Below are 21,559 nucleotides of genomic sequence, written 5' to 3' on the forward strand. Positions count from 1 at the left end.
AAGGAATTGGCGGAGGAAATCACCGGCAAGCTGCGGGACCAGATGTACGTCTACCTGGACGACAAGGACTACGGCGGCTTGGAATTCGTGCTGTCACTGATTGGGCAAATCAAGGACCGGCTGGAGAACGCCAGCACTGGCCTGATTGCTGGCTTGGCCGGCAACGCCCAGCGCTACGCGGACCTGCGCGACGCGGTGCGCACCCACGAGTACGAGCGCTTGCTGAACAATCTGGAGCAAACCAAGGGCTTCTCGCTGTTCAGCAACAAGGAGGAGCAGGCCAAGATCATCCTGCAACAACTCAAGGTGGAAATCGGCAACTACCTCAAGTTCCACGTCCGCCACAAAGCCGCCGACCGGGCGTCCCTGCTGCTGGGGAAACTCTCCCGCTGGTTGGGCGAGCAGACCGGCCTGGACGAGCGCGGCAACGCCCGCTGGAATGGATTGGTGGGGGAATTCCAGAAAGGCCGGGCCGATGTGCTGGCGATGATCGACCAAGTGGAGCAGAAGGTGGCCTTGTTGCGGGAGGACAGCCGCAAGGACCACTCGACCTACATCCTGGTGGAAACTCCCGAGGACGAGATGCCCCCGCCCCCGGCCCGCGAATTGCGTGGCTGGGCCGACGAGGCGTTCAAGGAAATCGGCGGCTCCCGCAAGCTGTTCCCCATGCTGGCCGATGCCAAGGACCGCGACCGGCTCATCGGCAAGTTGCGGCTCAAGGCCGAGCAGCAAATGGCCCTGCCCAATCCCGCCTACGAGGCGCAAGACCCGCTGGTCGCGGCCTTGGAAACCATGGACCCGAGCAAGCGGCAGCGCAATTTCTACGATCTTCTGTCGCTGGCCATGCCGTGGGTGGAGGCCAATCTGAACAAGGACTTCACCCCCAGGCCGGACCAGTTCAAGTGCTATATCGGCGTGGCGGAACCGGCGGACTACCTGCGCTTCCGGGATGAAATCCTGGCCCAGATTCCGGCCTATGTGGGCCTCGGCACGCTCCAGGTCACCTTCGTCAAGACCGGCATACCGGGGCGGGCCGTGTGCTATTGCGAGTTGTCGGGCATTCCGCTGACCGTCCTTAAAAGCATGGAGACGTGGCGGAGCAGTTATCGCAAGGAGTCGGAGAAAATCCCCCTGCACACCCACCGCGATCCCACCTTGTTCGCCCATCCGTTCGCGCCCTCCGTCAACGACCTGAACCAGTTGGCGGACGACTTCCATCAATACCTGTTGGCGGCGATGCTGGGCGTATTGAGCCGGGACGCAGCGGCCACGATTCCGCCCGGCCAATACCTGTTCAGCATCAGCCGGGGCGAGAACCGCCGCATGGGGAATGAGCGGGCCTTCCGCCTGAATGGCCTGCCGCCCCTATATCGCCAAGCCATCACCGAGGCCGTGGCCGAGCGCATCGACGGTCTGGACCTGCCACAGTTGGCGGCGCTGGCGGCGTTGGCGGCTTATTACGGGCTGACCGTCTACACCCCGCGTCTGGTCGCCGACGAGCGCGGCGCGGAAGTCCCCATCAAGGGCTTCCCCGCCGCCATCGCCGAGGAGGTCGCGCAGGCGTTGCGGGACCGAGCCATCCGCCGGGGCGCTTCGGCCAGCGAGGTCAGGGCCAAGGAGCATCTGGCCTCCGATTACCTGCCGGACTGGACCCGCGCCGTCGAGAAATCCGACGCCGACGCCTACGCCTGGGAAATCCGCCAGGATGAGCAAATCCGCTTCAAGCGGGTGGTGAAGCCGGAGTTTTTCGAGTCCGCTTGGCTCGAACAAGCGCTGGGCAAGCACGCCCCTACTCCCGCCACGGCACCCACACAAACTCATCCAGTTGCCCCGCCGCCCTTCGTGCCCGTGCCGCCCCCTTTGCCGCAATACGTTTATTACTTGGCAATCAATGGGCAGCAACAGGGACCGTACCCACACGCGCAAGTCCGGGAATGGATCGCCGCCCGCCAACTCGACCCGGCCCTGCTGGCTTGGCGGGAAGGCTTGGCGGCTTGGCTGCCGTTGAACGGGATTCCTGAATTGGCGGATTTGTTCGTGGCCGCGCCGCCTGTGCCGCCGCCCGTGCCGTCGGGACCGCCGCCGCTGAATCCGGGTTCATAACGCATGACGGCGTGTGGGTATTGTGGGGAATCTCTGGGCTGGGAGGTTGAATACTGCCCGATGTGTGGGGGGCGTTTGGCTGATTTGGGCGGCGCTGGGGTTAAGCGCGGCGCCGCCGAATCTTCCGCCAACCGGGCGCAGAAACCCTCGCCGCCCAAGCCCGATTATTACCTGCTGGCGGATGGGCAGCCGCAAGGGCCATACCCACAAGCCCAAATCTTGGAATGGATTGCCGCCCGCCGCATTGGTCCTGCCAGTTTGGGGTGGCGGGCGGGCTTGGATGAATGGATGCCGCTGGATGAGATACTGGAATTGGCGGGGGCGTTTGAGCCGATATTACCGACGCCCATTCCGGTCTCGCCTGACTAATCCCGAAGCGCTATCACACCTGGAGTCCGAACTTTAGTTTGGACGTCTTTTCAACAGCTTACGCTCTTGTCCAAACTAAAGTTCGGACTCCAGATCGACTTAATTTAATGACAGTGACGGAGACCGTGGGAACGATGAGCGAGAAGTATCAAAACTAGCCATGCTGACCTGTCTTCACTGCCAAAAATCGCTGGGATGGCAAGTCGAATATTGCCCTTATTGCGGTGAGCCACAAGTTTCACAAAAAATTCCCTCATCTACTCTGGAAAATTCTAAAACCACACCGGAGCGACCTGAGCAATCCGATTCATTATTGAAGCCGATACCACAGCTTCAACCAATCGCAGAATCAATATCCACTTTAACACCCGGAACGAACCCAGCAACACCAGAAAAAATCCCTGATCCGCCGGAATTAGAACAAAAGACAAGAAGCCATAATACAGCCATCATTGTTATATTAGTTTTGCTCGTTGCAACGCTATCCGTTACAATACTTGGCGATAATCGCGACACTCAAAAATCCACTCAAAACGACCACAAAACTGACTCATCGAATATTCCTTCAAATACCCCCCCACCACCAATTATAACCCCCATAATCCCGGAAATGGTTTTGATCAAAGGTGGATACTTTGAGATGGGTAGCCCAGAAAATGAAATCGGGCGCGGCCAAGATGAACGCCTGCACCGAGTCCGGGTGAACTCTTTTTACATGGGCAAATACGAGGTGAGCTTTGATGAGTACGACCGCTTTGCTAAGGACACTCATCGACCTTTACCACGGGACGATGAGCATGGTAGAGGGCGTCGCCCAGTGTTTCGGATTAGTTGGATAGACGCTTATGAATATGCCGCTTGGCTTTCGGCTAAAACTGGCAAACCCTATCGTTTGCCTCGGGAAGCGGAATGGGAATATGCCGCCCGGCTTGGGTCAACCGTGGCGGATTCAACGCCGAATAAATCCCAGACTTGCTTGGTTATGAACCATATGGATTGCAAGGACTCTCCTAAACGTGCCGTCCGGGTTGGAACTCGTCAACCCAATAGCCTCGGCTTATACGATATGTTCGGGAATATCGCCGAACTAACCGGATCGGCTTACGACGCGGATTATAACGGGGGCGAACTGGCTCTCGTGACGCCTGAAAACGGTTCTGTCCGGGTTATGCGCGGCGGGTCTTGGGCGCATCAGCCTTCCTCATTAAGGGTGGCCAACCGGGATAAAACCACCGTGGATATGACACATAACACGCTTGGCTTTCGATTAGCCCTCGACCCATAAATCCAGGGCTTAATTCATTTAAGGGACGCTTTTTAAAATTAATAACCTCATAGTGGCGCACTCTCAATGAATACCTTTATAAAAAGATTGAACGATTATTTGCCAGCCATTCTCGCGCTCGGCGGCGTGATTATATTGGCTTTTATTCCCAATAATTTGGCGATATTCAGTGGCGGTGGCCTAGTTGCTTCGGCCATTTATTGGCACTACCGAAGAATTTCACAAAAGAATCCCCCATCCGATTCAGATATTGATGGCGTGTACTACTTTGGTTTCATTATCACCATTGTAACCTTGGTATTCACAATTTTTCATGTCGCCTACATAAAGAACATATCGGAGTACAGCACCCAAATAATCACCCAATTCGGACTCGGCCTTGCCTTCACGGCGGTTGCCCTTATCTGCCGGATGCTCCTGCTCTTCAATCAAGAGAAGGAAAGCGCACAAAACGCCGCCCAAGCCACCGACCAACTCACCCAAAAAGTCGGGATACTCACTGACCGCTTCGATTCATTAAGCCAGTCCATTACTGTTCTAGCCAACAGCGCTCAAACCCGCAGCCAATCCCTTCTGGAAACCTTTGAAAGAACGGAAACCCAATTCAACGAACGCCTAAATAGAACCGCCGGATTATTCGAGCAATCGGCACTAGCCAGCCACGCCAAACTCAAGCTAGCGGTCAACGAGTTGGAAACCGCCACTCAACGGGCACAGGCCCGTGAACAACAACTAGAAACCGAGTTCAATCAGGCCAGCCAGAAATTCACTACCCATTTGACAGAAGCGTCAAAAGTCTCTTTTGAGAAAACCACTGGCACTATCGAAACAGCCACCGAGCGGTTTTCCGACGCAATTAACGCACTCATCAAAAACACCCAGGCCAGAGAATTACAACAAGCCCAAGCATTTGAAAACGCTTTAGAAAAATTCAACGCGCACTTGGCGGAAACCGCCAAGGATTCTTTGGAAAAAACCACCAAGGTCATCGGTCAAGCCACGGGGCAATTCACCCAAGCCGTGACTGATTTGAGCGCCGAAATCGAGCGCCTGAAACTAGAGGCGGCAACCCTTGATTTTGGCGAGGCATCCCGGAATCTCGGTGGTTTTATCAAGGCCATGGAAACTTCGCTGGGTTCGATTCAATCCGCCGTGGATGCCGCCAGCCAGAATGCCGCCGCCGCCAGTAACAAACTGACCGCAGCCGCCCGAGATACTCACGTCTTGGCGGTGGAAATCGACCAAAAGCTCGACAGCCTTAAGAATCTCGACCGGATGGTGGCGCAAATCCGCAACGCCGGAGAAGGTTTGGATCAACTCGCCGTCCGCGCCACCCAATCCGGGGATTCCTTGCAAGGCTTGGGCGGCGCGGCGCAGGGGGCGGCAAACCAAACGGGGCAATTCGCCCAGATGGCGGAAACCGCCATAAACTCCCTCGCGCCCATGCCAGCGGTGAATCGCGAGGCCATTGAATCCATCGCCAAACTAACCGGCACCGCCCGCGAAACCCACGCCCTCGCGCTGCAAATCGCCGCCAGCCTCGACAATCTGAAAAACCTCGAAAAACTCGTGGCGAATATCGAGCAGGCCGGTCAGGGCTTGGAGCGGGTCGCGGCAGGCGCGGCGCAATCGGGCGGAGCGCTACTGGGTCTGGCTCAAAACACGCGGGAGACCACGACGGCGTCTGGCGAATTCAACCAGCATCTTCGTGGCACATCGACAGCACTTACTCAGATGACAACCGTCAGTGGAGCCGCTGTTCAAGGAATTGCCGAACTCGCCCACACCACCAGAAAAACGCACGATCTCGCGATGGAAATCGCCAACGGCCTGAATATATTGAAGGCGACCATGCATACCAGGGCTACCCATCCTGCTAATTCCACGCCGACACCAACAGATTCTCACAAACCTAAAAAGCGCTGGTATTTTATGACCATGACAGAAACATACGACGCATTGCGTGGAAAGAATAGGAGGCGGTAACAAAGGAGAACGCCAATGAAAAAATCCGAACAGGTTATCTATATCACGCTGATCGACTTTCTATTGCAGCTATTGTTTTTGGGATTGGTGCTGTGGGTTATTTTTAGCCTGGGAGAATCCAAGGTTTCGCCAGCCGACTCCACCGTATTTGGCAGCACCGAAAAAGATACCACCGTATTAAATCGCATCAAGGATTTAATACCTAAAGCCAGAATGGACGACCGAAACCCGGAACAATTCCTCGGAACGGTCGAAGCCATTATCGACGCCGCCGCCGGTATTGGCGAGTTCGGTCAGGTTGCCCCCCTACTTGAACGAATCAAGAATTTAATGGGTAAATCCGGCATTAATGATATAGGCGACTTCGTGGCGAAAACGGAAGCCATCATTGATGCCTCGGGCGGAAACCTGGATAAGGCCCGACAGACCATCGAAGCCGTAAAAAACCTTTTCGGAGAGAACGGATTGGACAATATAAAACCAGATGATATTGACGCCGTTGGAGATATTGCCAATACCATCAAGTATGCGAAACAAGTGAAAGACATTATGGATAAAACCGGCATTGATCCTTCCCAATGGGCGGATTTAATTGCTCGCGGCAAAGAAGCCTCCAGCATCTTGGAAAAATCCAATGCCCCACCCCATATTATTATGAGTGAAACCAGAGGATTCTCCTTTCCTTCGGGAAGCTCGAAACTAAGCGGGGAATTCCGAGAAAAGCTGAGTAATGAAGTCGTGGCGCATATCGAGCAAGCCATTCACGACCACCACATCAACCTGATTGAAGTCATCGGGCACACCGATGGCGTGCCGGTCAAACGGGGGACAAAGGAAATTGACGGCACATTGGAAACTATCGCTGGAGAAGCTTACAACCCCGCTAGAGAACCACGCGCCGTGCAAGGCTCCAATACCGACTTGGGCATGTTGCGCGCCCTGGAAGTCGTCAAGCTGCTAAAACAGCTACGTTATGAAGGCAAGCTTAAGGAAATTGACCCCGATACTGGGTTCCGTGCTTATTCTTCCGGGCAATTGACGCTGGTGGACGGTAAGTTATCGAGCGGCCAAAGCCGGGGCGACGACTCAGCCCGCCGCCGCATTGAAATCCGTCTAACCCGGCTTGGGGAACAAATCCAAGAGAAATAGCCGCCCCAGGCTGTGTCCCAAGAAAATCCATAGGCAATAAAAAAGCCCTTAGCTTTCGCGTAAGGGCTTGATTTGTCTGGTAGCAACGGCGGGACTTGAACCTGCGACACCCGCATTATGAATGCGGTGCTCTAACCAACTGAGCTACGTTGCCTTTGAGGTCGCGAATAATACTTTCCGACTTTCGGCATGTCAATAAGGGGCGCGCTCATCCACTCCATACCCAAAACCCCGCCTCCGTCGTACCATAGCCGCCCTTGTTCCGACCTCAACCCAGGAGAAACACCATGCCTCTTACCGCCATGGATTTAGTCGCCGCCGCCAAGCAGATCATCCGTGAAGTCAACCACGCCGAAGCCACCGCCCTGCTCGGCAACGCCCCCGTGCTGGATGTGCGCGAGCCGGGCGAATACGCCGCTGGCCGGTTGCCCGGCGCGGTCAACATTCCACGCGGCGTGCTGGAATTCCAGATCGGCAACCATCCCGCCTTCCAGCGCGACGCCGACATCCTCGTCTACTGCCTGTCCGGCGGACGCTCGGCGCTGGCGGTGGAAGCGCTCCAAAAACTCGGCTACGAAAAGGCCGTCAGCCTCGCCGGTGGCTATAAGTCGTGGCAGGAAACCGGCCAAGCCGTGGAGACGCCCTAACCCATGTCGCGCCGCTCCCAAACCGAAGCAGATCAAGCCCCCGCCGACCGGATGCGGCTGGATAAATGGCTGTGGGCGGCGCGGTTCTTCAAGACCCGGCAGATCGCCATCGACGCCATCAATGGCGGCAAGGTCCACCTCAACGGCCACCGCGCCAAGCCGGGCAAGGAGATTGGCATTGGCGCCAGGCTCGAAATCAGCAAGGACCAGTACACCTGGGACATCACCGTGCTGGCCCTGAAGGCCCAGCGCCGACCCGCCCCGGAAGCCGCCCTGCTGTACGAGGAAACCTCGGAGAGCCTCGCCAAGCGGCAGGCGGAAATCGAGCGGCGCAAACTGGACCGGGAATTCGGCGTCCAGCCGGAAGGCCGACCCGACAAGCGCGGACGCCGCCTGATTCATCGCTTCAAGCGCATCGACGAATAGCCTTTCCATGGCGACTTCCGCCGACCTGTTCGACTCCCTGCGGACCCTCTACACCGTCTCCCGCCTCAACCGGGAGGCCCGCTTCGTGCTGAATGAACTGTTCGGCATGCTGTGGATCGAGGGCGAAATCTCCAATCTGTCCGCGCCCTCCTCCGGCCATCTTTACTTCACCCTCAAGGACGCCGACGCCCAGGTGCGCTGCGCCATGTTCCGGCCCCAGGTCCGGTTGACGCCCTTCAAGCCCAAGAACGGCGACCATGTACTCGCCAAGGCCCAGGTCGGGCTGTACGAGCCACGCGGGGATTTCCAACTGGTGGTGGAGAGCCTGGAAGAAGCGGGCGACGGCGTCCTGCTCCACGCTTTTGAAGCCTTGAAGCAACGGCTGTCCGCCGAAGGGCTGTTCGACGCGGCGCGGAAAAAGCCCATCCCCAGCCTGCCCGGCTGCATCGGCGTCATTACCTCCCCCACCGGCGCGGCGGTGCATGACGTGCTGACCGTGCTGCGGCGACGGTTTCCGGCCATTCCGGTGATTGTGTTTCCAGTGAAGGTGCAGGGGACCGAGGCCAAGGGCGAGATCGTCCGCGCCCTGCAACGGGCCGACCGGCTGGGATTGTGCGATGTGCTGATCCTGACGCGGGGCGGCGGCTCGTTGGAGGATTTGTGGGCCTTCAATGAAGAGTCCGTGGCCCGCGCCATCCACGCCTGCCGGGTTCCGGTGGTGTCCGCCGTGGGCCACGAGATCGACTTCACCATCGCCGACTTCGTGGCCGATGTCCGCGCCCCGACGCCCTCCGCCGCCGCCGAGGCGGTCAGCCCGGACGGCGCGGCGTGGCTGGAGCGGTTCGAGCGGCTGGAAATGCGGTTGCGTCAATCCGCTCGGAACCATCTTAGCCAAGCCGAGGGGCGGCTCGGTTTTCTCGACAGGCGCCTGCAACAGCTACACCCGGCCAAGCGGCTGAACACCCAGGCGCAACGGCTGGATGAGCTGGAGTCACGGCTCCGCCGGGCGATGCGTCAGCGCTTGGACTCACACGACAACCGGCTCCGCACCCAAACCGCCCGACTGCTGGGGCACAGGCCGGATTGGTGGCTGATGCGGCTGGACGAGCGGCAAAGCCAACTGACACAGCGCCTGCGGACGGCCATGCGGCATCAGCTAGAAACCAAACGCGGAGTATTGGCGGGCACCAGTCAGGAATTGCAGGCCATCAGCCCGTTGGCGACGCTGGCGCGGGGTTATGCCATCGCCCAGCAGCCGGAAACGGGCCGGATCGTTCGTTCTTACCGGGAGATTCAGGCCGGGGATCGTTTAGTTATCCGGCTAATGGAAGGGAGGGTTGTGGGCTTGGTCGAGGAGGTCCGACCGTGACCGCAGGTCGGTCATGTACTCAGGCCCGACATGATTTGGCTGAGAGAGGAAACGTCGGGCATGAGTACATGCCCGACCTACTAAAAGCTTAAAAAAACCGCGCATTCACCAAGAAATGCACGCCGATGCTGGCGGCATAGCCCAGCGCGATGACCGGCGTCCATTTCAGGTGCGACACGAACGAATAAGCGCCCTTGGTCTGCCCCAGCAGCCCCACCCCCGCCGCCGAGCCAATCGCCAGAAGGCTCCCGCCCACCCCGGCGGTCAGCGTCACCAACAGCCACTGCCCCTCGGAAATCTTCGGCGCCATGGTCAGCACGGCGTACATGATCGTGCCGTTGTCGATGAAGGCCGACACGATGCCCACCAGCACGTTGGCGATGGTGGGGTCGAGGTCGGTGTAGAGGAACTTCGAGGCCAGCGTCAGGTAGCCAATGAAGCTTAACCCGCCCATGCTCACCATCACGCCGTAGAAATACAGCAGGGTATCCCACTCCAGGCGGGAGACGCTGTGGAACACGTCGAAGTGGTCCTTGGTTTCGGCGAAGGCGTCATAGGGAAGCGCGTCCTCCATGCCTGCCCCGTGCATGTGCTTCTTGGCCTCGTCGCCGGGCAACAAATGCCCCTCGGCCCGCGCCTTGAAGAGGTAGAAAAAGAAGAAGCTCAGGTAGGTGAGACCGGCCAACATGCCGGCGGCGGGCGGCAGCCCCAAGAAGTTCTCGAAACACACGGCGGTGACGATGGTCAGCAGGAAAAGCGCGATGATGCCTTTCGCCCCATGCCGCATGGGCATCGGCTCGCCCGCCGACTCGGGGAATTCCTTCGGCACCCAAAAAAACATGATGCAGGAGGGCACCAAGAAATTGACGATGGACGGCAGCAGCAACGAGAAGAAATGCGCGAACGGCACCACGCCCTTCTGCCAGACCAGCAGGGTGGTGATGTCGCCGAAGGGGCTGAACGAGCCGCCCGCGTTGGTGGCGACCACGATGTTCACGCAGGCGATGGTGATGAACTGGCGGTTCTTTTTCGCCATCGCCATGACCACGGCACCCATCAGCAAGGCGGTGGTCAGGTTGTTGCACACCGAGGATAGGAAGAAGGAGAGGACGCCGGTGATCCAGAACAGCTTCCGGTAGCCGAAGCCCTTGCTCAGCAGCCAAATCCGCAGATTGTCGAACACCCCGCGCTGCTCCATGGCGTTCAAGTAGGTCATGGACACCAGGATGAACAAGAACAGTTCCGCGTAGCCCTCCAGGCTGGCGCGGAAGGCTTTGCCCGCCTCCTCCTTGAGTCCACCACCCACGTAGATCGAGGCGATCATTACCCAGATCAAGCTGGCGGCGAGCACCATGGGCTTGGATTTCCGCAGCATGGTGGATTCTTCCAGCATCGCCAAGACATAGGCGACGGCGAAAATCACGAGGGACAAGTAACCGACCCAGTGCTGGGTCAAGTCGAGTGGGGTGAAAATGGCGGTTTCCATATCGGTTGTTATTAGCCTGGAATGGTTGTTTGAGAGCTAGGCCGATGTTAATGGATGGACGGGCGGTCGGTCGAGATTGGCAACCCGGTGTTTCCATTTACGAGCATGGCGGGAGGCGCCGGGCATTCGACAGGCTTGGGTGGGGATGGTTGCGGATTTCCTATTGGTAGGGCGGACTGGGCGGTGCTCGTTTTCAAGCGCCAGCTTCCTGAGTTACACCCGCAGGTCGCACATGAACTCATGCCCGGCAACATCCACCACGATAACTATCGCCCTTGCCCAGGGTGAGCTTTTGGAGATTTGCCATGACAGTCAAGCCACGTAAAAGCCGGATTATTGATGAAATGCACGAGACCGCGGCCGGGTTATATCAAGCCAGGGCAATCGCGCTATATGAATTTATCCCTCTCGCCTTTGGGAGAGGGTGGGGTGAGGGTGTCAAAAAAGGGACTTCCTCCTTGAAAAAAGCCAGCGTAGCCCGGATGAAGCCTTGCGGAATCCGCGACCATGGCGGCACGCATCATCCCGGACTCCGTTGCGCTCCATCCGGGCCACTCGCCAATTGCCACGGTCGCGCCCGCATGGTTTTCAAATCAAATAAAGACAAGGAAATTAATCGTTTAAGCCGGTATTCAGCCGGTTTTCCGACGCTCTCGCCAATCGACATTCAAGGCCGGGGTGATTAAACTTCGCGCCTTTCCAACCACCCGCCGCGTGGGCATTCCCGCCCGGCCCTCAACCTTTCGCACGGTGAACCCATGAATCAAGCCAGCCAAACCCTGATCCAGAACTACTATGCCGCCTTCAACGTCGGCGACATGGACACCTTCCTGAGCCTCCTGACCGACGACGTGGTCCACGACATCAACCAGGGCGAGCGCCAGGTGGGCCGCGAGGCGTTCCGCGCTTTCATGGGCCGCATGAACACCAACTATAAGGAGCAACTGGTGGACATGGTCATCATGAGCAGCGAGGACGGCACCCGCGCCGCCGCCGAGTTCGTGGTGCTGGGCGAATACCTCGTCACCGACGAAGGTCTGCCGGAAGCCGTCGGCCAAAAATACCGCCTGCCTGCCGGTGCCTTCTTCGACATCCAGGGCGGCAAGGTGGCCCGCATCACCAACTATTACAACCTCCAGGACTGGATTGCCCAGGTCGGCGGTTAAACCGCTTCTTGCTCCTCTCCCACCGGGAGAGAGTTGGGGTGAGGGGGATTCAAATGAAAAGGATTTCCTTCCTCCGAAATCCATGGTTCACCCCAACGCATCGGGGACATAAGGAGAAAATCCTTTTTGATCCCCCTCACCCTACCCTCTCCCTGGGGGAGAGGGTTTTACCCTCGCCGAAGCCATGAGCGACCCAATCTCCATCCTGCGTTTCACCGGCCACGCCCCGGACTTGAAGCACTACCTCCCGGCCCTCGCCCAACTGCGCATCCGGGTGTTCCGCGACTTCCCCTACCTCTACGACGGCACCGTCGAGTACGAGGAGAAATACCTCAAGACCTACACCGACTGCGCGGAAAGCGTGGTGGTGCTGGTGCTGGACGGCGAGAGCGTGGTGGGCGCGACCACGGGCCTGCCGATGGATGCGGAAACCCCCGAATTCCAGAAGCCCTTCGTGGAAAACGGCTTCGACCCGAGCAAAATCTTCTACTGCGCCGAGTCGGTCCTGCTGCCGACATACCGGGGCCGGGGCATCTACCCCAAGTTCTTCGCCGAGCGGGAAGGCCACGCCCGTGACCTGGGCCGGTTCGATCTCGTCACCTTCTGCTGCGTGCAGCGCCCCGAGAACCATCCGCTACGTCCGGCGGATTATGTGCCGCTGGACCGCATCTGGTCCAAATTCGGTTACGTGAAACACCCGGAACTCGCCACCACCTATAAATGGAAGGATGTGGACGAGGCCGAGGACTCCGAGAAGCCCATGGTGTTCTGGCTGAAATCATTGAAGGAGGCCGCCTGATGTCCCAACAGTTCCGCCTCGCCACCGCCCAGTACGACATCGGCTTCCTTAAAAACTGGGACGACTACGCCGCCAAGGTTGGCCGCTGGGTGTCCGAAGCCGCCAGCCAGGGCGCGAAGATGCTGGTGTTCCCGGAATATTTCAGCATGGAGCTGGCCTCGCTGTTCCCGGAAGAGGTCTACAAATCCTTGTCCAAGCAACTGGAAGCCATGCAGACCGTGTTGCCCGATTTCGTCATGCTGTTCGCCGACCAGGCCGAGCAGCACGGCGTGTACATCGTGGCCGGTTCTTATCCAGTGCGGCAGCCGGACGGCGGCTACCGCAACCGCTGCTTCCTGTTCCGCCCGGACGGTGAGAGCGAGTTCCAGGACAAGCTGCAAATGACCCGTTTTGAGAACGAGCAGTGGTTCATCGCCGCCGGGGACGAGATCAAGACCTTCGACACCGAGTTTGGCCGGGTCGGCATCAACATTTGCTACGACAGCGAATTCCCCATGATTGCCCGCAAGCAGGTGGAAGCCGGGGCCGATTTGATTCTGGTGCCGAGTTGCACCGACACCACCGCCGGTTACTGGCGGGTGCGCATCGGCTGTCAGGCGCGGGCGCTGGAGAACCAATGCTACGTGGTGCAATCCCCCACGGTGGGACTCGCGCCCTGGTCGGAAGCCGTGGACGTGAACATCGGCGCCGCCGCCGTCTACACCCCGGTGGACTACGGCTACCCGGACAACGGCGTCCTTGCCATCGGCGAGATCAATCAGACTCAATGGGTCTACGCCGACATCGACTTAGGCTCCATCGCCAAGGTCCGCCAGACGGGCCAAGTGTTCAACTACCGGGATTGGGTCGGACAGTTCCGTTGCGTTTAAGCGCGTTTCAGCCAAGGCGGGCCTGGCCCGCCTTTTTGGTGCCCAGCAATAAACATCCCCATGCAGCACGACGCCAGCTATAAGCTCCTGTTCAGCCACGCTGAGATGGTCGCCGAACTCCTGCGCGGCTATGTCCGGGAACCCTGGGTGGATGAACTGGATTTCGCCAGCCTTGAAAAGGTCAACGCGGGCTATGTCAGCGAGGATTTGCGCCAACGGGAGGATGACGTGGTGTGGCGGGTGAAGCTGGGGCCGCGCTGGATTTATCTGTACCTGCTCCTCGAATTCCAAAGCCGCGTCGATCCGTTCATGGCCGCGCGGCTCCTGACCTATGTGGGCCTGCTCTATCAAGACCTGATCCGGCAGGGCCAAGTCGCCGACCGCCTGCCGCCGGTGCTGCCCATCGTCATCTACAACGGCGAGCGCCCCTGGACCGCCGCCACCGAACTGGCCCAGCTTATCGAGCCGATTCCTTCCCCCTTGCGGCGCTATCAGCCAAACTTGCATTACTGGCTGCTGGACGAGAATCGCCTTCCAGAAGCAGAACTGCCGGAGGAAAATCCGGTGTCCGCTATGGTCCTGCTCGAACGCAGCCATACCCCGGAAGAGATGCTGCAAGGCTTGGAGCGGGTGCTGCGCTGGCTGGATGCCGAAGCCCAGCGCCCCCTGCGCCGCGCCTTCGCCATCTGGGTACAGCGGGTCTTGCTGCGAGAACGGTTGCCGGGGCAAACTTTTGCCGAATTGAACGAACTTCACGAGGTGCGCGATATGTTGTCTGAGCGAGTCAAAGAATGGACCGAACAATGGAAGCGGGACGGAATGGCGGAAGGATTGGCGGAGGGACGGGCGGAGGGACTGGCAAAAGGATTAGAGAAAGGGCGGCTAGAAGGCGAAGCGGCTTTGCTCCAGCGCTTACTTACTCGCCGCTTCGGACCATTGCCGGAAAGCGCCCGGCAACGTCTCGCCACCGCCGACGCGGAAACCTTGCTGGACTGGGGCGAGCGAGTCCTGGAAGCGCGGACGCTGGACGAGATATGGGACACCCAGCCAAATACGCTCAACGGCTAACCCGGATTGAGCAGTTTCATGACGCCCATCACCCCCCTCCAAACCGCCCTGCAACACGCCATCGAACACTTCCGCGCCGGACGCATCGCCGACGCGGAAGCGGTCTGCCGCCACCTCCTGACGCTCTCCCCCGGCCAGCCGGAAGCCCTGAACCTGTTGGGACTCGCCAGCTCCGAGCGGGGCAATTCGCTGCTGGCCATCAGCCACCTCGACCAAGCCATCGCCGCCGCGCCGCGCCATGCGCCGTTCCACGCCAACCGGGGCGAAATCCTGCGGCGCTGGGGCTTGCCGGACGCGGCCAAGGCTAGCCTGCGGCGGGCGCTGGAACTGGATTCAAGCTCCGCCCAGGCCCACAACAGCCTGGGCCTGATCCTGCTGGCGCAAGGCAAGCACCGCAAGGCCGTGGGCTGTTTCGAACGCGCCCTGCGCTTCGACCCGGCCATGAGTCAAGCCCACTACAATCTCAGCCGGGCATTGCGGGCTTGTAACGAGTTGGCACGGGCCGAGCAATGCCTGCTCCGGGCCATTGCGCTGAACCCGCTCGACACTCAATTCCACTTGGAGCTTGGCGACCTATACCAACTGCTGGACCGCATTCCCGACAGCGTCGCCGCCTGTCAGCGTGCGCTAGAACTTAGGCCGGACTTTCCCGAAGCGCTGGTCGCGCTGGGCAATGCCCACCAAGAGACGGGCGATTACGCCCAAGCGGCGGATGCCTATCGCCGCGCGGTCGAATTGAATCCACGCTATCCGCAGGCGCGTTACCAACTAGCGCTGACCTTGATGGGCGCGGGGGATTTCGCGGCGGGTTGGCCGCTGTACGAATCACGCTTCGACCCGGCCTGGATTGGCGCGGTGAGCGTTCCCATCCTGCCCATGCCGATGTGGCGGGGCGAGGATTTGACGGGCAAGCGCCTCTTGGTGCTGACCGAGCAAGGCTACGGCGACCACATCCAGTTTTGTCGCTTCGTGAAGCCGCTGGCCGAGCGGGGTGTGGAAATCCTGATGGGCGTAAGCCAGCCCTTATTTGAATTGATGCGTTTCCTGCCGGGCTGCGCCGGGCTGGTCGCCACCGAGGAAGCGGCTTGGCGGTGCGGCGGCGATTACTGGACCTTCGTGGGCAGCCTGCCCTATCGGTTGGGCATCGGTCCCGAAACCATCGTCACCGGCCCCCCGTATCTAAGCGCCGATCCCGCCCGCGTCGCCGTCTGGCGGGAAGCCCTCGCGCCCTACCGCGATGGCCTCAAGGTGGGATTGTTCTGGGCGGGGCGCCCGACCCATGCCAACGACCGGCGCCGCTCGTTGCGGCTGGATCAATTCGCGTCGCTGGCGGACCTGCCCGGCGTCACTTTCGTTTCCTTGCAGCAGGACGAACCCGCCCGCCAAGCCGTGCGCCCGCCGCCCGGCATGAGGCTGGTGTCCGCCGCTGGGCTGCGGGATTTTGGCGAAACCGCCGCCCTGCTCTCGCAGCTTGATTTGTTGATTACCGTGGATTCGGCCCCCGCCCATCTGGCCGGGGCGTTGGGTTGTCCGACGTGGACGCTGTTGCCGTTCAACCCCGATTGGCGCTGGCGGATGGATGGGGACGAGTCGCGCTGGTATCTGGGCATGAGATTGTTCCGGCAGCACCAGCCCGGCGACTGGAGCGGCGTGGTGGCCCGGGTGCGCGAGGCGCTGGCAGCGAGGCTGGCGGCCCATCATCCGGGCGAACCGCAGGGATGACATCCTTTGGAAGGATGTCATCCCTTCCCAGCCCGGCACCGAATTCCCGGCTCTCTTAGCAGTCCAATCCGTAAGCTCGGTTAATCACGGAGGAATGGTCATGCCCAAGCTCACGCTTTACTACGCCCCCGGTGCCTGCTCGCTCGCCGCGCACATCGCGCTACGTGAGGCGGGTTTCGAGTTCGATCTCGCCGAGGTGGACCTCGCCACCCACCAAACCGCCGACGGCAAGGATTTCGCGGCGATCAACCCCAAGGGCTACGTGCCCGCGCTGCAACTCGGCGAGGGCCAAGTGCTGACGGAAGCCCAAGTGGTTCTGCAATACCTCGCGGACCAAAAGCCGGACTCCGGGCTGGCCCCGCCTTTCGGCGGCATGGAGCGCTACCGATTGATGGAAACCCTGGCCTTCATCGCCACCGAAATCCACAAAGGCTTCGGCCCCCTGTGGAATCCCAAGACCCCCGAAGCCGCCCGCGAAAACGCCCTGGCCCTACTCTCGCGCCGATTCGATTATGTCGCCCATGTGCTGGAAGGACGGATGTGGTTGATGGGCCACAGGTTCACCGTGGCCGACGCCTATTTGTTCACGGTGCTGAACTGGACCGGCGTGCATAAGATCGACCTATCCCGCTGGCCGCGACTGGCCGAGTACCAAAGCCGGGTGGCCGAACGCCCCGCCGTCCAAGCGGCTTTGAAAGCGGAAAAGCTCGTTTAAGGTACCCGTAGGAGCGGGCTTTAGCCCGCGATTGACGCGGTTGTCGCGGGCTAAAGCCCGCTCCTACGTCTGCTCGGCTTCCAGCGTGAAGCGGAAATCGCAAAAGGCCGCGCCGTCCATGATCGTTTGGGTGCGGGCCAGCTTGATGCGGGGATTGAACCCCTCGGCGAAAGCGCCATCGCGGCAGCATGACAGGCAGAATCCCAAGTCCTTCATGCCCATGGCTTCGTATAGCTCGGCATAACGACAGCGGGTCACGTCGAAGGCGAGCCGCGACCCGCCATCCTCCAAAAACCGCAGCGTCACCGCCTCGTCGCCTGCCCAGACCGTTTCCACAATCCGGCGCAATTCCGCCAACGAATCGCCACCCAGTTGCGCCGCCAAACTTCGGCCCGCCGTCCGGGCGTCCTCCTGAATGGCCGCGCTGGCAATCTCCAACGCCTTTTCCCGCCCGAGCGCCTGGGCAAATCCCCGGATGAGGCAAGCCGCGACGGGGGCTTGAATCTCCCGGCGTTGCAAATGGGTGAGGCTCGGCTCGTCCGGGGCGGCGGGCGGCGTATGGTTGGTATTTTCGGAAACGTGGCTCATGACGCGCCCTCCATGTCGAAAGCCCGCCCCCCGTACACGCGCTCCACCAAGTCGTGGAACCAACGGGGCCGCAGAAAGATGATGAAAAAAGCCACCGTGGGCGTGACCTGGACCGGCGCGATGTCCACAATGAACAGGCACAACAAGCCCAGGAAGCATTTCTTGCGGACCGCCAGCGCGTTTGCCGCCTTTGGTTTGGAGAACAGCGGCTTGCCGCCCCGATTCCGGTAGAGGTCGCGGGCGAGTTCCAGGAACCAGCGTGGCCGCATGAGGGTGATGAACATGCCAATCAGGCAGCCCGGCGACACCGGCCCGAAGCCGATGACGGCAAACACCGAAAAAACCAGGGCGCATTTCAGTTGCGCGGGATTCATGGCATCAAGCTCTGGGTTGGTGGGTTAGATAGCAGAAAGTGTGGGAGCGGGCTTTAGCCCGCGACAGCCGAGCGTGGGCTGAAGCCCACTCCCACTTCCAGCACTTCCAAATAGCGCCGCGCACTCCGCTCCACCCAATACTCGGCCACCGCCGCCTGCAACACGGCGGGATCGGGCGGGTCATCCAGGGTCCGCAGTATCGCCTCGGCCAGGCCGACCTCATCGCCCACCGGCACCAAGGCGCCGAAGCGCCCATTTTCCAGCATCTCGGCGGGTCCGCTCGGGCAATCGGTGGACACCACCGGCACGCCCAGCGCCATGGCTTCGGTGAGGACATTGCCGGAGCCTTCCCAGCGGGAGGACAGCGCGAACAGCGCGGATTTCGCCATGTAGGCGAAGGGGTTGCCCACATGGCCGGGCAAAGCGACCTCGTTCTCCAAACCCAAGTCCGTCACCAGCCGCTCCAATTCGGCCCGTTGCGGCCCGTTGCCGAGCATCATCAAACGGCATTCGCGCCGCGCCCGGACCCGGCCAAACGCCCGCACCAGCGTGGCGAAATCCTTCTGCGCGGTCAGCCGCCCCGCGCCCAGGATGACCGGCACCAACGGGTCCGCGAACCAGGGATGATCCACCGGCAGGCGGCTCTTTTCGATGAGTTCCGCGCTGATGACCGGGTTGCGGATCACCGGGAGGCGGTCCAGGGGCAAGCCGGTCAGCCTATGGGTATCCTCGGCGACGCCCGCCGACACGGCGACGACCGCATCGACGAAGCGATAAAACTCCCGCATGGGAAAGGTCCGCCACCAGCGTTGCGCGGCGGATTTCCCGGCCAGGGCGGCGGAGAGGTGGGTATTGAGCTGGCCGACCAAACGGGTGTTCGCGCCAGTCAGCAGGCGGGCGACCGCGGCCATGCGGATGGCCCGGTCCTTGGCGACCAGCATCACGGCGGGCGGGTCGGCGCGGAGATAACGCACCAGCGCGGGCAGAATCAGGTGGGTGTGCTTCACGCCCAAATCCACCAAGCGGAAGCCGGGATGGTCGAATTTCAAGCGCTCCGGCACGCCCTTCTTGAAGATGCCGAGCAAGTCCACCGCCACGCCCGCCTCCAGGAAAGCGGGCAGCAGATTGAGAATGCCCGCCTCGACACCGCCCGCGCCGGAGAAGGCCACGAGAATGGCGAGACGACGCTTGGCCCCCTCTCCCTCAGGGAGAGGGTTGGGGTGAGGGGGATTCAAAAAAGAGGCAGAAAATCCCATTTACTCCCCCTCACCCTGCCCTCTCCCTGAGGGAGAGGGTTCAGACAAATTCAACGCCTTCGCGTACGCCGTCGTCGCGCTTTCAAATTCATAAGGCCGGGCCGCTTCTTGTAGTGCGGCTTTCGGCAAAGGATTCCGCAGCGTTGCCAGCATGGCGGCGGCGAACCCGGCGGCGTCGCCGATGGGCACCAAGGGACCGTATCTCCCGCCGTGCAGCACCTCGCGGGGACCGCTGGGGCAGTCGGTCGCCACCACCGGCACGCCCACCGCCAGGGCTTCCACCAGGGCGAACGGCATTCCCTCCCAGCGCGAGGCGAACGCGAACAAGCGGGCATGGGCCAGGTAATGGAAGGGATTGTCCACGAAGCCCGGCAAGGCCACGTCGTCGGCCACGCCCATCTCACGGGCCAGCGCCAGCAGGCTGTCATGGCGGCGGCCCCGGCCCAGAATCATCAAGCGGCTGGGGAATTCCGAACGGATGCGGGCGAAGGCGCGAATCAAGGTCTCGAAATCCTTGCGGAAGCTCAGTTCGCCCACGCCCAGGATGACCGGCGGCTGGCCGTCGGCGAACCAGGGATGCTCAGGCCTCGGCAAGTCCGCCGTGAACAGGCTGGCCGGGAAGATCGGGCTGGGCACCACCGCGATCCGGTCACGGGGCAAGCCGGTGTACGCCGCCATGTCGTCCGCCACGCCTTCCGAAACCACGATGACGTTGTCGGCCAGCGGATAGAGCCTGCCCATGGACAGCCGGGTTTTCCAGCGCTCGAACGCGCCCCGGCGGGCGAGATCAATGGAGACGGTCGTGCCCATCCGCAACGCCAAATAGGTGGGCGCCCCGGACAAAGCCCGCGCCAACAACGCCGTGTGATTCACCCGGTCCTTGTCGCATAGGAGGGAGGCGGGGCGCTCCCGGCGGAGATAGCGAACCAAAGCGGGCAGGCTCGGGTAGACATGGCTGCTGCCCAAATCAATCAACCGCACGCCGTCGGGGACTTCGGGGAAATACGGCCCGTGCCCACGCACTTGCAGCAGGTCGATCCGATAGCCCCGCCGCGCCAGGGCGGGCACTAGGTTCTTCGCCAGCCGATCCACCCCGCTGTGGCCCGAAGTCGCCAGGAAAATCGCCAAATCCGCCGCCATTAGTTTCGGTACTTCTTTTTGTTGGGATGCCGCCCGCCCTTGAAGCGCAGCCGGTAAAGATCAACCAGCCAGCGCCCAACACCGGCGGGCAGGCGCACCAGCCAAGCCGGATCGAAGCCCACCTGCCGCGCCTGGGCCACGGGTCCAATCCCGCAATGCAGGGAAAAGCGGATGTAATCGACCAGGCTGCGCCGGAACTGCCGATGGCTCAGCCAAGGCCGGTAGAGCGTCACGTCCTCCAGGTAGAACAACTGGAAGCCACGGGGGCTGTTCATGCGGGCGGCGAAGCGGTCGGCGGTGAGTCCGTCGGGCTGATGTTCTAGCTGCTGGAAGGACTCGTTGACGCCCCGGGTAATGTATTCCAGCGCGACGCGCTTCCAGGTGATGGAATCGCGGATGTGCCGTTCGCCCGGAAAAATGGGATAGGGATAGCGCCGCAGAATCTCGGTGCGGACGAAGCCGCGCTTCTCGCCGCCGACATGCTTCTGATACCAGAGTTCGAGATAGCTGGCGTCGTAGGGACTGTCGGGGTAGGGCTTGGTGAGGCGGCGCTGGCCGTCCATGCTTTCCACCAGCCCCTCGACCCCGGTATAGCACGGACGGTCGCCCTCGGGGATGGCCTCCCAGTGATAGAGCAGCCGCTCCAGCATGTGGGGCAACAGCCGGTCGTCGGAATCCAGCAGCACGAAGAAGCGCCCCCGCGCCAGTGCCGCGCCTTGATTGCAGGCCACGTACTTGCCCTGATTGGCCTGCCTGAAATAGGTCACGGGGAAATCCACCCGGCCCTGCCAGTCGGCCACGACGCTTGCCGTGTCGTCGGTGGAGCCGTCATCGACGATGACCACCTCGAAATCCCGGCAGGTTTGCGCCTCGATGCTGGCGAAGGCCCGGGGCAAGAGGGGGGCGCGGTTATAGGTGGGAATGAAGATCGTGAAGCAGGGGGAGCGAGTTTCCACGCAGAGCATTTCCGGTTTCGATGACAGACATTGCGGCTCCCCGCCCGAGTCCGTCATGCGCCGGGTGGGCCGGTTCCGCGAGTCCG

At 60.9% G+C, this 21,559-nt stretch carries 21 protein-coding genes and 1 tRNA gene; 15 read left to right on the plus strand and 7 right to left on the minus strand.

Annotated features, from left to right (window positions below; translation table 11 throughout):
- The 5 genes from ACXWUF_RS02285 to ACXWUF_RS02305 all read left to right on the plus strand — a co-directional run.
- The coding region (locus ACXWUF_RS02285) for a DUF4339 domain-containing protein (protein ID WP_458493031.1) at positions 1-2,103 on the plus strand (2,103 nt) is incomplete at its 5' end.
- Between the two features lie 75 nt (positions 2,104-2,178).
- Positions 2,179-2,472 (plus strand): DUF4339 domain-containing protein, encoded by a 294-nt coding sequence (locus tag ACXWUF_RS02290; RefSeq protein WP_458493032.1) that lies wholly within the window; start codon positions 2,179-2,181, stop codon positions 2,470-2,472.
- Between the two features lie 160 nt (positions 2,473-2,632).
- Positions 2,633-3,757, plus strand: a complete 1,125-nt coding sequence (locus ACXWUF_RS02295; RefSeq protein ID WP_458493033.1) for a formylglycine-generating enzyme family protein — start codon at positions 2,633-2,635, stop codon at positions 3,755-3,757.
- 66 nt (positions 3,758-3,823) lie between these two features.
- Positions 3,824-5,743 carry a hypothetical protein gene (locus ACXWUF_RS02300; protein WP_458493034.1) on the plus strand — a complete coding sequence of 640 codons (1,920 nt, stop codon included), beginning with the start codon at positions 3,824-3,826 and terminating at the stop codon, positions 5,741-5,743.
- A gap of 15 nt (positions 5,744-5,758) precedes the next feature.
- A complete protein-coding gene (locus tag ACXWUF_RS02305) occupies positions 5,759-6,892 on the plus strand; it encodes a hypothetical protein (RefSeq protein ID WP_458493035.1) in 1,134 nt (377 codons plus the stop codon).
- A gap of 77 nt (positions 6,893-6,969) precedes the next feature.
- Here ACXWUF_RS02305 and ACXWUF_RS02310 read toward each other — a convergent pair.
- Positions 6,970-7,046, minus strand: a tRNA-Met gene (locus tag ACXWUF_RS02310).
- A 133-nt stretch (positions 7,047-7,179) separates the two neighbouring features.
- Between ACXWUF_RS02310 and ACXWUF_RS02315 the strand changes: the two genes are divergently transcribed.
- From ACXWUF_RS02315 to xseA, 3 genes are read left to right on the plus strand one after another with little or no spacing between them, the layout of a single operon-like run.
- A complete protein-coding gene (locus ACXWUF_RS02315; RefSeq protein ID WP_458493036.1) occupies positions 7,180-7,539 on the plus strand; it encodes a rhodanese-like domain-containing protein in 360 nt (119 codons plus the stop codon).
- A gap of 3 nt (positions 7,540-7,542) precedes the next feature.
- Positions 7,543-7,965 carry an RNA-binding S4 domain-containing protein gene (locus tag ACXWUF_RS02320; protein WP_458493037.1) on the plus strand — a complete coding sequence of 141 codons (423 nt, stop codon included), beginning with the start codon at positions 7,543-7,545 and terminating at the stop codon, positions 7,963-7,965.
- Between the two features lie 7 nt (positions 7,966-7,972).
- Entirely contained in the window at positions 7,973-9,334 is a 1,362-nt protein-coding gene (gene xseA, locus ACXWUF_RS02325) for an exodeoxyribonuclease VII large subunit (protein ID WP_458493038.1), read from the plus strand.
- Positions 9,335-9,422: 88 nt separating this feature from the next.
- Here xseA and nhaD read toward each other — a convergent pair whose 3' ends face one another.
- Positions 9,423-10,820, minus strand: coding sequence for a sodium:proton antiporter NhaD (gene nhaD, locus ACXWUF_RS02330; RefSeq protein ID WP_458493039.1), 1,398 nt, complete (start codon positions 10,818-10,820; stop codon positions 9,423-9,425).
- 305 nt (positions 10,821-11,125) lie between these two features.
- Between nhaD and ACXWUF_RS02335 the strand changes: the two genes are divergently transcribed.
- The 7 genes from ACXWUF_RS02335 (at position 11,126) to gstA (ending at position 17,159) form a co-directional block, all read left to right on the plus strand.
- Positions 11,126-11,506, plus strand: a complete 381-nt coding sequence (locus ACXWUF_RS02335; protein ID WP_458493040.1) for a hypothetical protein — start codon at positions 11,126-11,128, stop codon at positions 11,504-11,506.
- 72 nt (positions 11,507-11,578) lie between these two features.
- Positions 11,579-11,986, plus strand: a complete 408-nt coding sequence (locus ACXWUF_RS02340) for a ketosteroid isomerase-related protein (protein ID WP_458493041.1) — start codon at positions 11,579-11,581, stop codon at positions 11,984-11,986.
- Between the two features lie 184 nt (positions 11,987-12,170).
- On the plus strand, positions 12,171-12,785 hold the full coding sequence (locus ACXWUF_RS02345) for a GNAT family N-acetyltransferase (RefSeq protein WP_458493042.1): 615 nt from the start codon (positions 12,171-12,173) through the stop codon (positions 12,783-12,785).
- A complete protein-coding gene (locus ACXWUF_RS02350; RefSeq protein ID WP_458493043.1) occupies positions 12,785-13,654 on the plus strand; it encodes a carbon-nitrogen hydrolase family protein in 870 nt (289 codons plus the stop codon). The genes ACXWUF_RS02345 and ACXWUF_RS02350 overlap by 1 nt, the downstream gene beginning before the upstream one ends.
- 60 nt (positions 13,655-13,714) lie before the next feature.
- A complete protein-coding gene (locus ACXWUF_RS02355) occupies positions 13,715-14,722 on the plus strand; it encodes an Rpn family recombination-promoting nuclease/putative transposase (RefSeq protein WP_458493044.1) in 1,008 nt (335 codons plus the stop codon).
- A gap of 18 nt (positions 14,723-14,740) precedes the next feature.
- Positions 14,741-16,444, plus strand: coding sequence for a tetratricopeptide repeat protein (locus ACXWUF_RS02360; protein WP_458493045.1), 1,704 nt, complete (start codon positions 14,741-14,743; stop codon positions 16,442-16,444).
- A 100-nt stretch (positions 16,445-16,544) separates the two neighbouring features.
- Positions 16,545-17,159, plus strand: a complete 615-nt coding sequence (gene gstA, locus ACXWUF_RS02365; RefSeq protein ID WP_458493046.1) for a glutathione transferase GstA — start codon at positions 16,545-16,547, stop codon at positions 17,157-17,159.
- 63 nt (positions 17,160-17,222) lie between these two features.
- Here the strand turns inward: gstA and ACXWUF_RS02370 are convergent, their stop codons facing one another.
- From ACXWUF_RS02370 to ACXWUF_RS02390, 5 genes are read right to left on the minus strand one after another with little or no spacing between them, the layout of a single operon-like run.
- The gene (locus tag ACXWUF_RS02370) at positions 17,223-17,747 is read right to left on the minus strand and encodes an L-2-amino-thiazoline-4-carboxylic acid hydrolase (RefSeq protein WP_458493047.1); all 525 of its coding nucleotides are present in this window, start codon (positions 17,745-17,747) and stop codon (positions 17,223-17,225) included.
- Complete coding sequence (locus ACXWUF_RS02375) at positions 17,744-18,121, minus strand: hypothetical protein (RefSeq protein WP_458493048.1); 378 nt, start codon at positions 18,119-18,121, stop codon at positions 17,744-17,746. The genes ACXWUF_RS02370 and ACXWUF_RS02375 overlap by 4 nt, the downstream gene beginning before the upstream one ends.
- A 53-nt stretch (positions 18,122-18,174) precedes the next feature.
- Complete coding sequence (locus ACXWUF_RS02380) at positions 18,175-19,377, minus strand: glycosyltransferase (protein WP_458493049.1); 1,203 nt, start codon at positions 19,375-19,377, stop codon at positions 18,175-18,177.
- Entirely contained in the window at positions 19,378-20,517 is a 1,140-nt protein-coding gene (locus tag ACXWUF_RS02385) for a glycosyltransferase (RefSeq protein ID WP_458493050.1), read from the minus strand.
- Positions 20,517-21,473, minus strand: coding sequence for a glycosyltransferase family A protein (locus tag ACXWUF_RS02390; protein WP_458493051.1), 957 nt, complete (start codon positions 21,471-21,473; stop codon positions 20,517-20,519). The genes ACXWUF_RS02385 and ACXWUF_RS02390 overlap by 1 nt, the downstream gene beginning before the upstream one ends.
- Between the last annotated feature and the right edge of the window lie 86 nt (positions 21,474-21,559).

This window comes from Methylomagnum sp., from assembly GCF_054333355.1.

Excerpts from the sequence above, each read along its gene's own strand:
- ACXWUF_RS02300 (WP_458493034.1), top strand. The coding sequence starts at position 3,824 with ATGAATACCTTTATAAAAAGATTGAACGATTATTTGCCAGCCATTCTC.
- ACXWUF_RS02320 (WP_458493037.1), top strand. The coding sequence starts at position 7,543 with ATGTCGCGCCGCTCCCAAACCGAAGCAGATCAAGCCCCCGCCGACCGG.
- ACXWUF_RS02315 (WP_458493036.1), top strand. The coding sequence starts at position 7,180 with ATGCCTCTTACCGCCATGGATTTAGTCGCCGCCGCCAAGCAGATCATC.
- ACXWUF_RS02345 (WP_458493042.1), top strand. The coding sequence starts at position 12,171 with ATGAGCGACCCAATCTCCATCCTGCGTTTCACCGGCCACGCCCCGGAC.
- ACXWUF_RS02305 (WP_458493035.1), top strand. The coding sequence starts at position 5,759 with ATGAAAAAATCCGAACAGGTTATCTATATCACGCTGATCGACTTTCTA.
- ACXWUF_RS02355 (WP_458493044.1), top strand. The coding sequence starts at position 13,715 with ATGCAGCACGACGCCAGCTATAAGCTCCTGTTCAGCCACGCTGAGATG.
- ACXWUF_RS02370 (WP_458493047.1), bottom strand. The coding sequence starts at position 17,747 with ATGAGCCACGTTTCCGAAAATACCAACCATACGCCGCCCGCCGCCCCG.
- ACXWUF_RS02385 (WP_458493050.1), bottom strand. The coding sequence starts at position 20,517 with ATGGCGGCGGATTTGGCGATTTTCCTGGCGACTTCGGGCCACAGCGGG.
- ACXWUF_RS02340 (WP_458493041.1), top strand. The coding sequence starts at position 11,579 with ATGAATCAAGCCAGCCAAACCCTGATCCAGAACTACTATGCCGCCTTC.
- nhaD (WP_458493039.1), bottom strand. The coding sequence starts at position 10,820 with ATGGAAACCGCCATTTTCACCCCACTCGACTTGACCCAGCACTGGGTC.
- ACXWUF_RS02295 (WP_458493033.1), top strand. The coding sequence starts at position 2,633 with ATGCTGACCTGTCTTCACTGCCAAAAATCGCTGGGATGGCAAGTCGAA.
- ACXWUF_RS02375 (WP_458493048.1), bottom strand. The coding sequence starts at position 18,121 with ATGAATCCCGCGCAACTGAAATGCGCCCTGGTTTTTTCGGTGTTTGCC.
- xseA (WP_458493038.1), top strand. The coding sequence starts at position 7,973 with ATGGCGACTTCCGCCGACCTGTTCGACTCCCTGCGGACCCTCTACACC.
- gstA (WP_458493046.1), top strand. The coding sequence starts at position 16,545 with ATGCCCAAGCTCACGCTTTACTACGCCCCCGGTGCCTGCTCGCTCGCC.
- ACXWUF_RS02360 (WP_458493045.1), top strand. The coding sequence starts at position 14,741 with ATGACGCCCATCACCCCCCTCCAAACCGCCCTGCAACACGCCATCGAA.
- ACXWUF_RS02335 (WP_458493040.1), top strand. The coding sequence starts at position 11,126 with ATGACAGTCAAGCCACGTAAAAGCCGGATTATTGATGAAATGCACGAG.
- ACXWUF_RS02350 (WP_458493043.1), top strand. The coding sequence starts at position 12,785 with ATGTCCCAACAGTTCCGCCTCGCCACCGCCCAGTACGACATCGGCTTC.
- ACXWUF_RS02380 (WP_458493049.1), bottom strand. The coding sequence starts at position 19,377 with ATGGGATTTTCTGCCTCTTTTTTGAATCCCCCTCACCCCAACCCTCTC.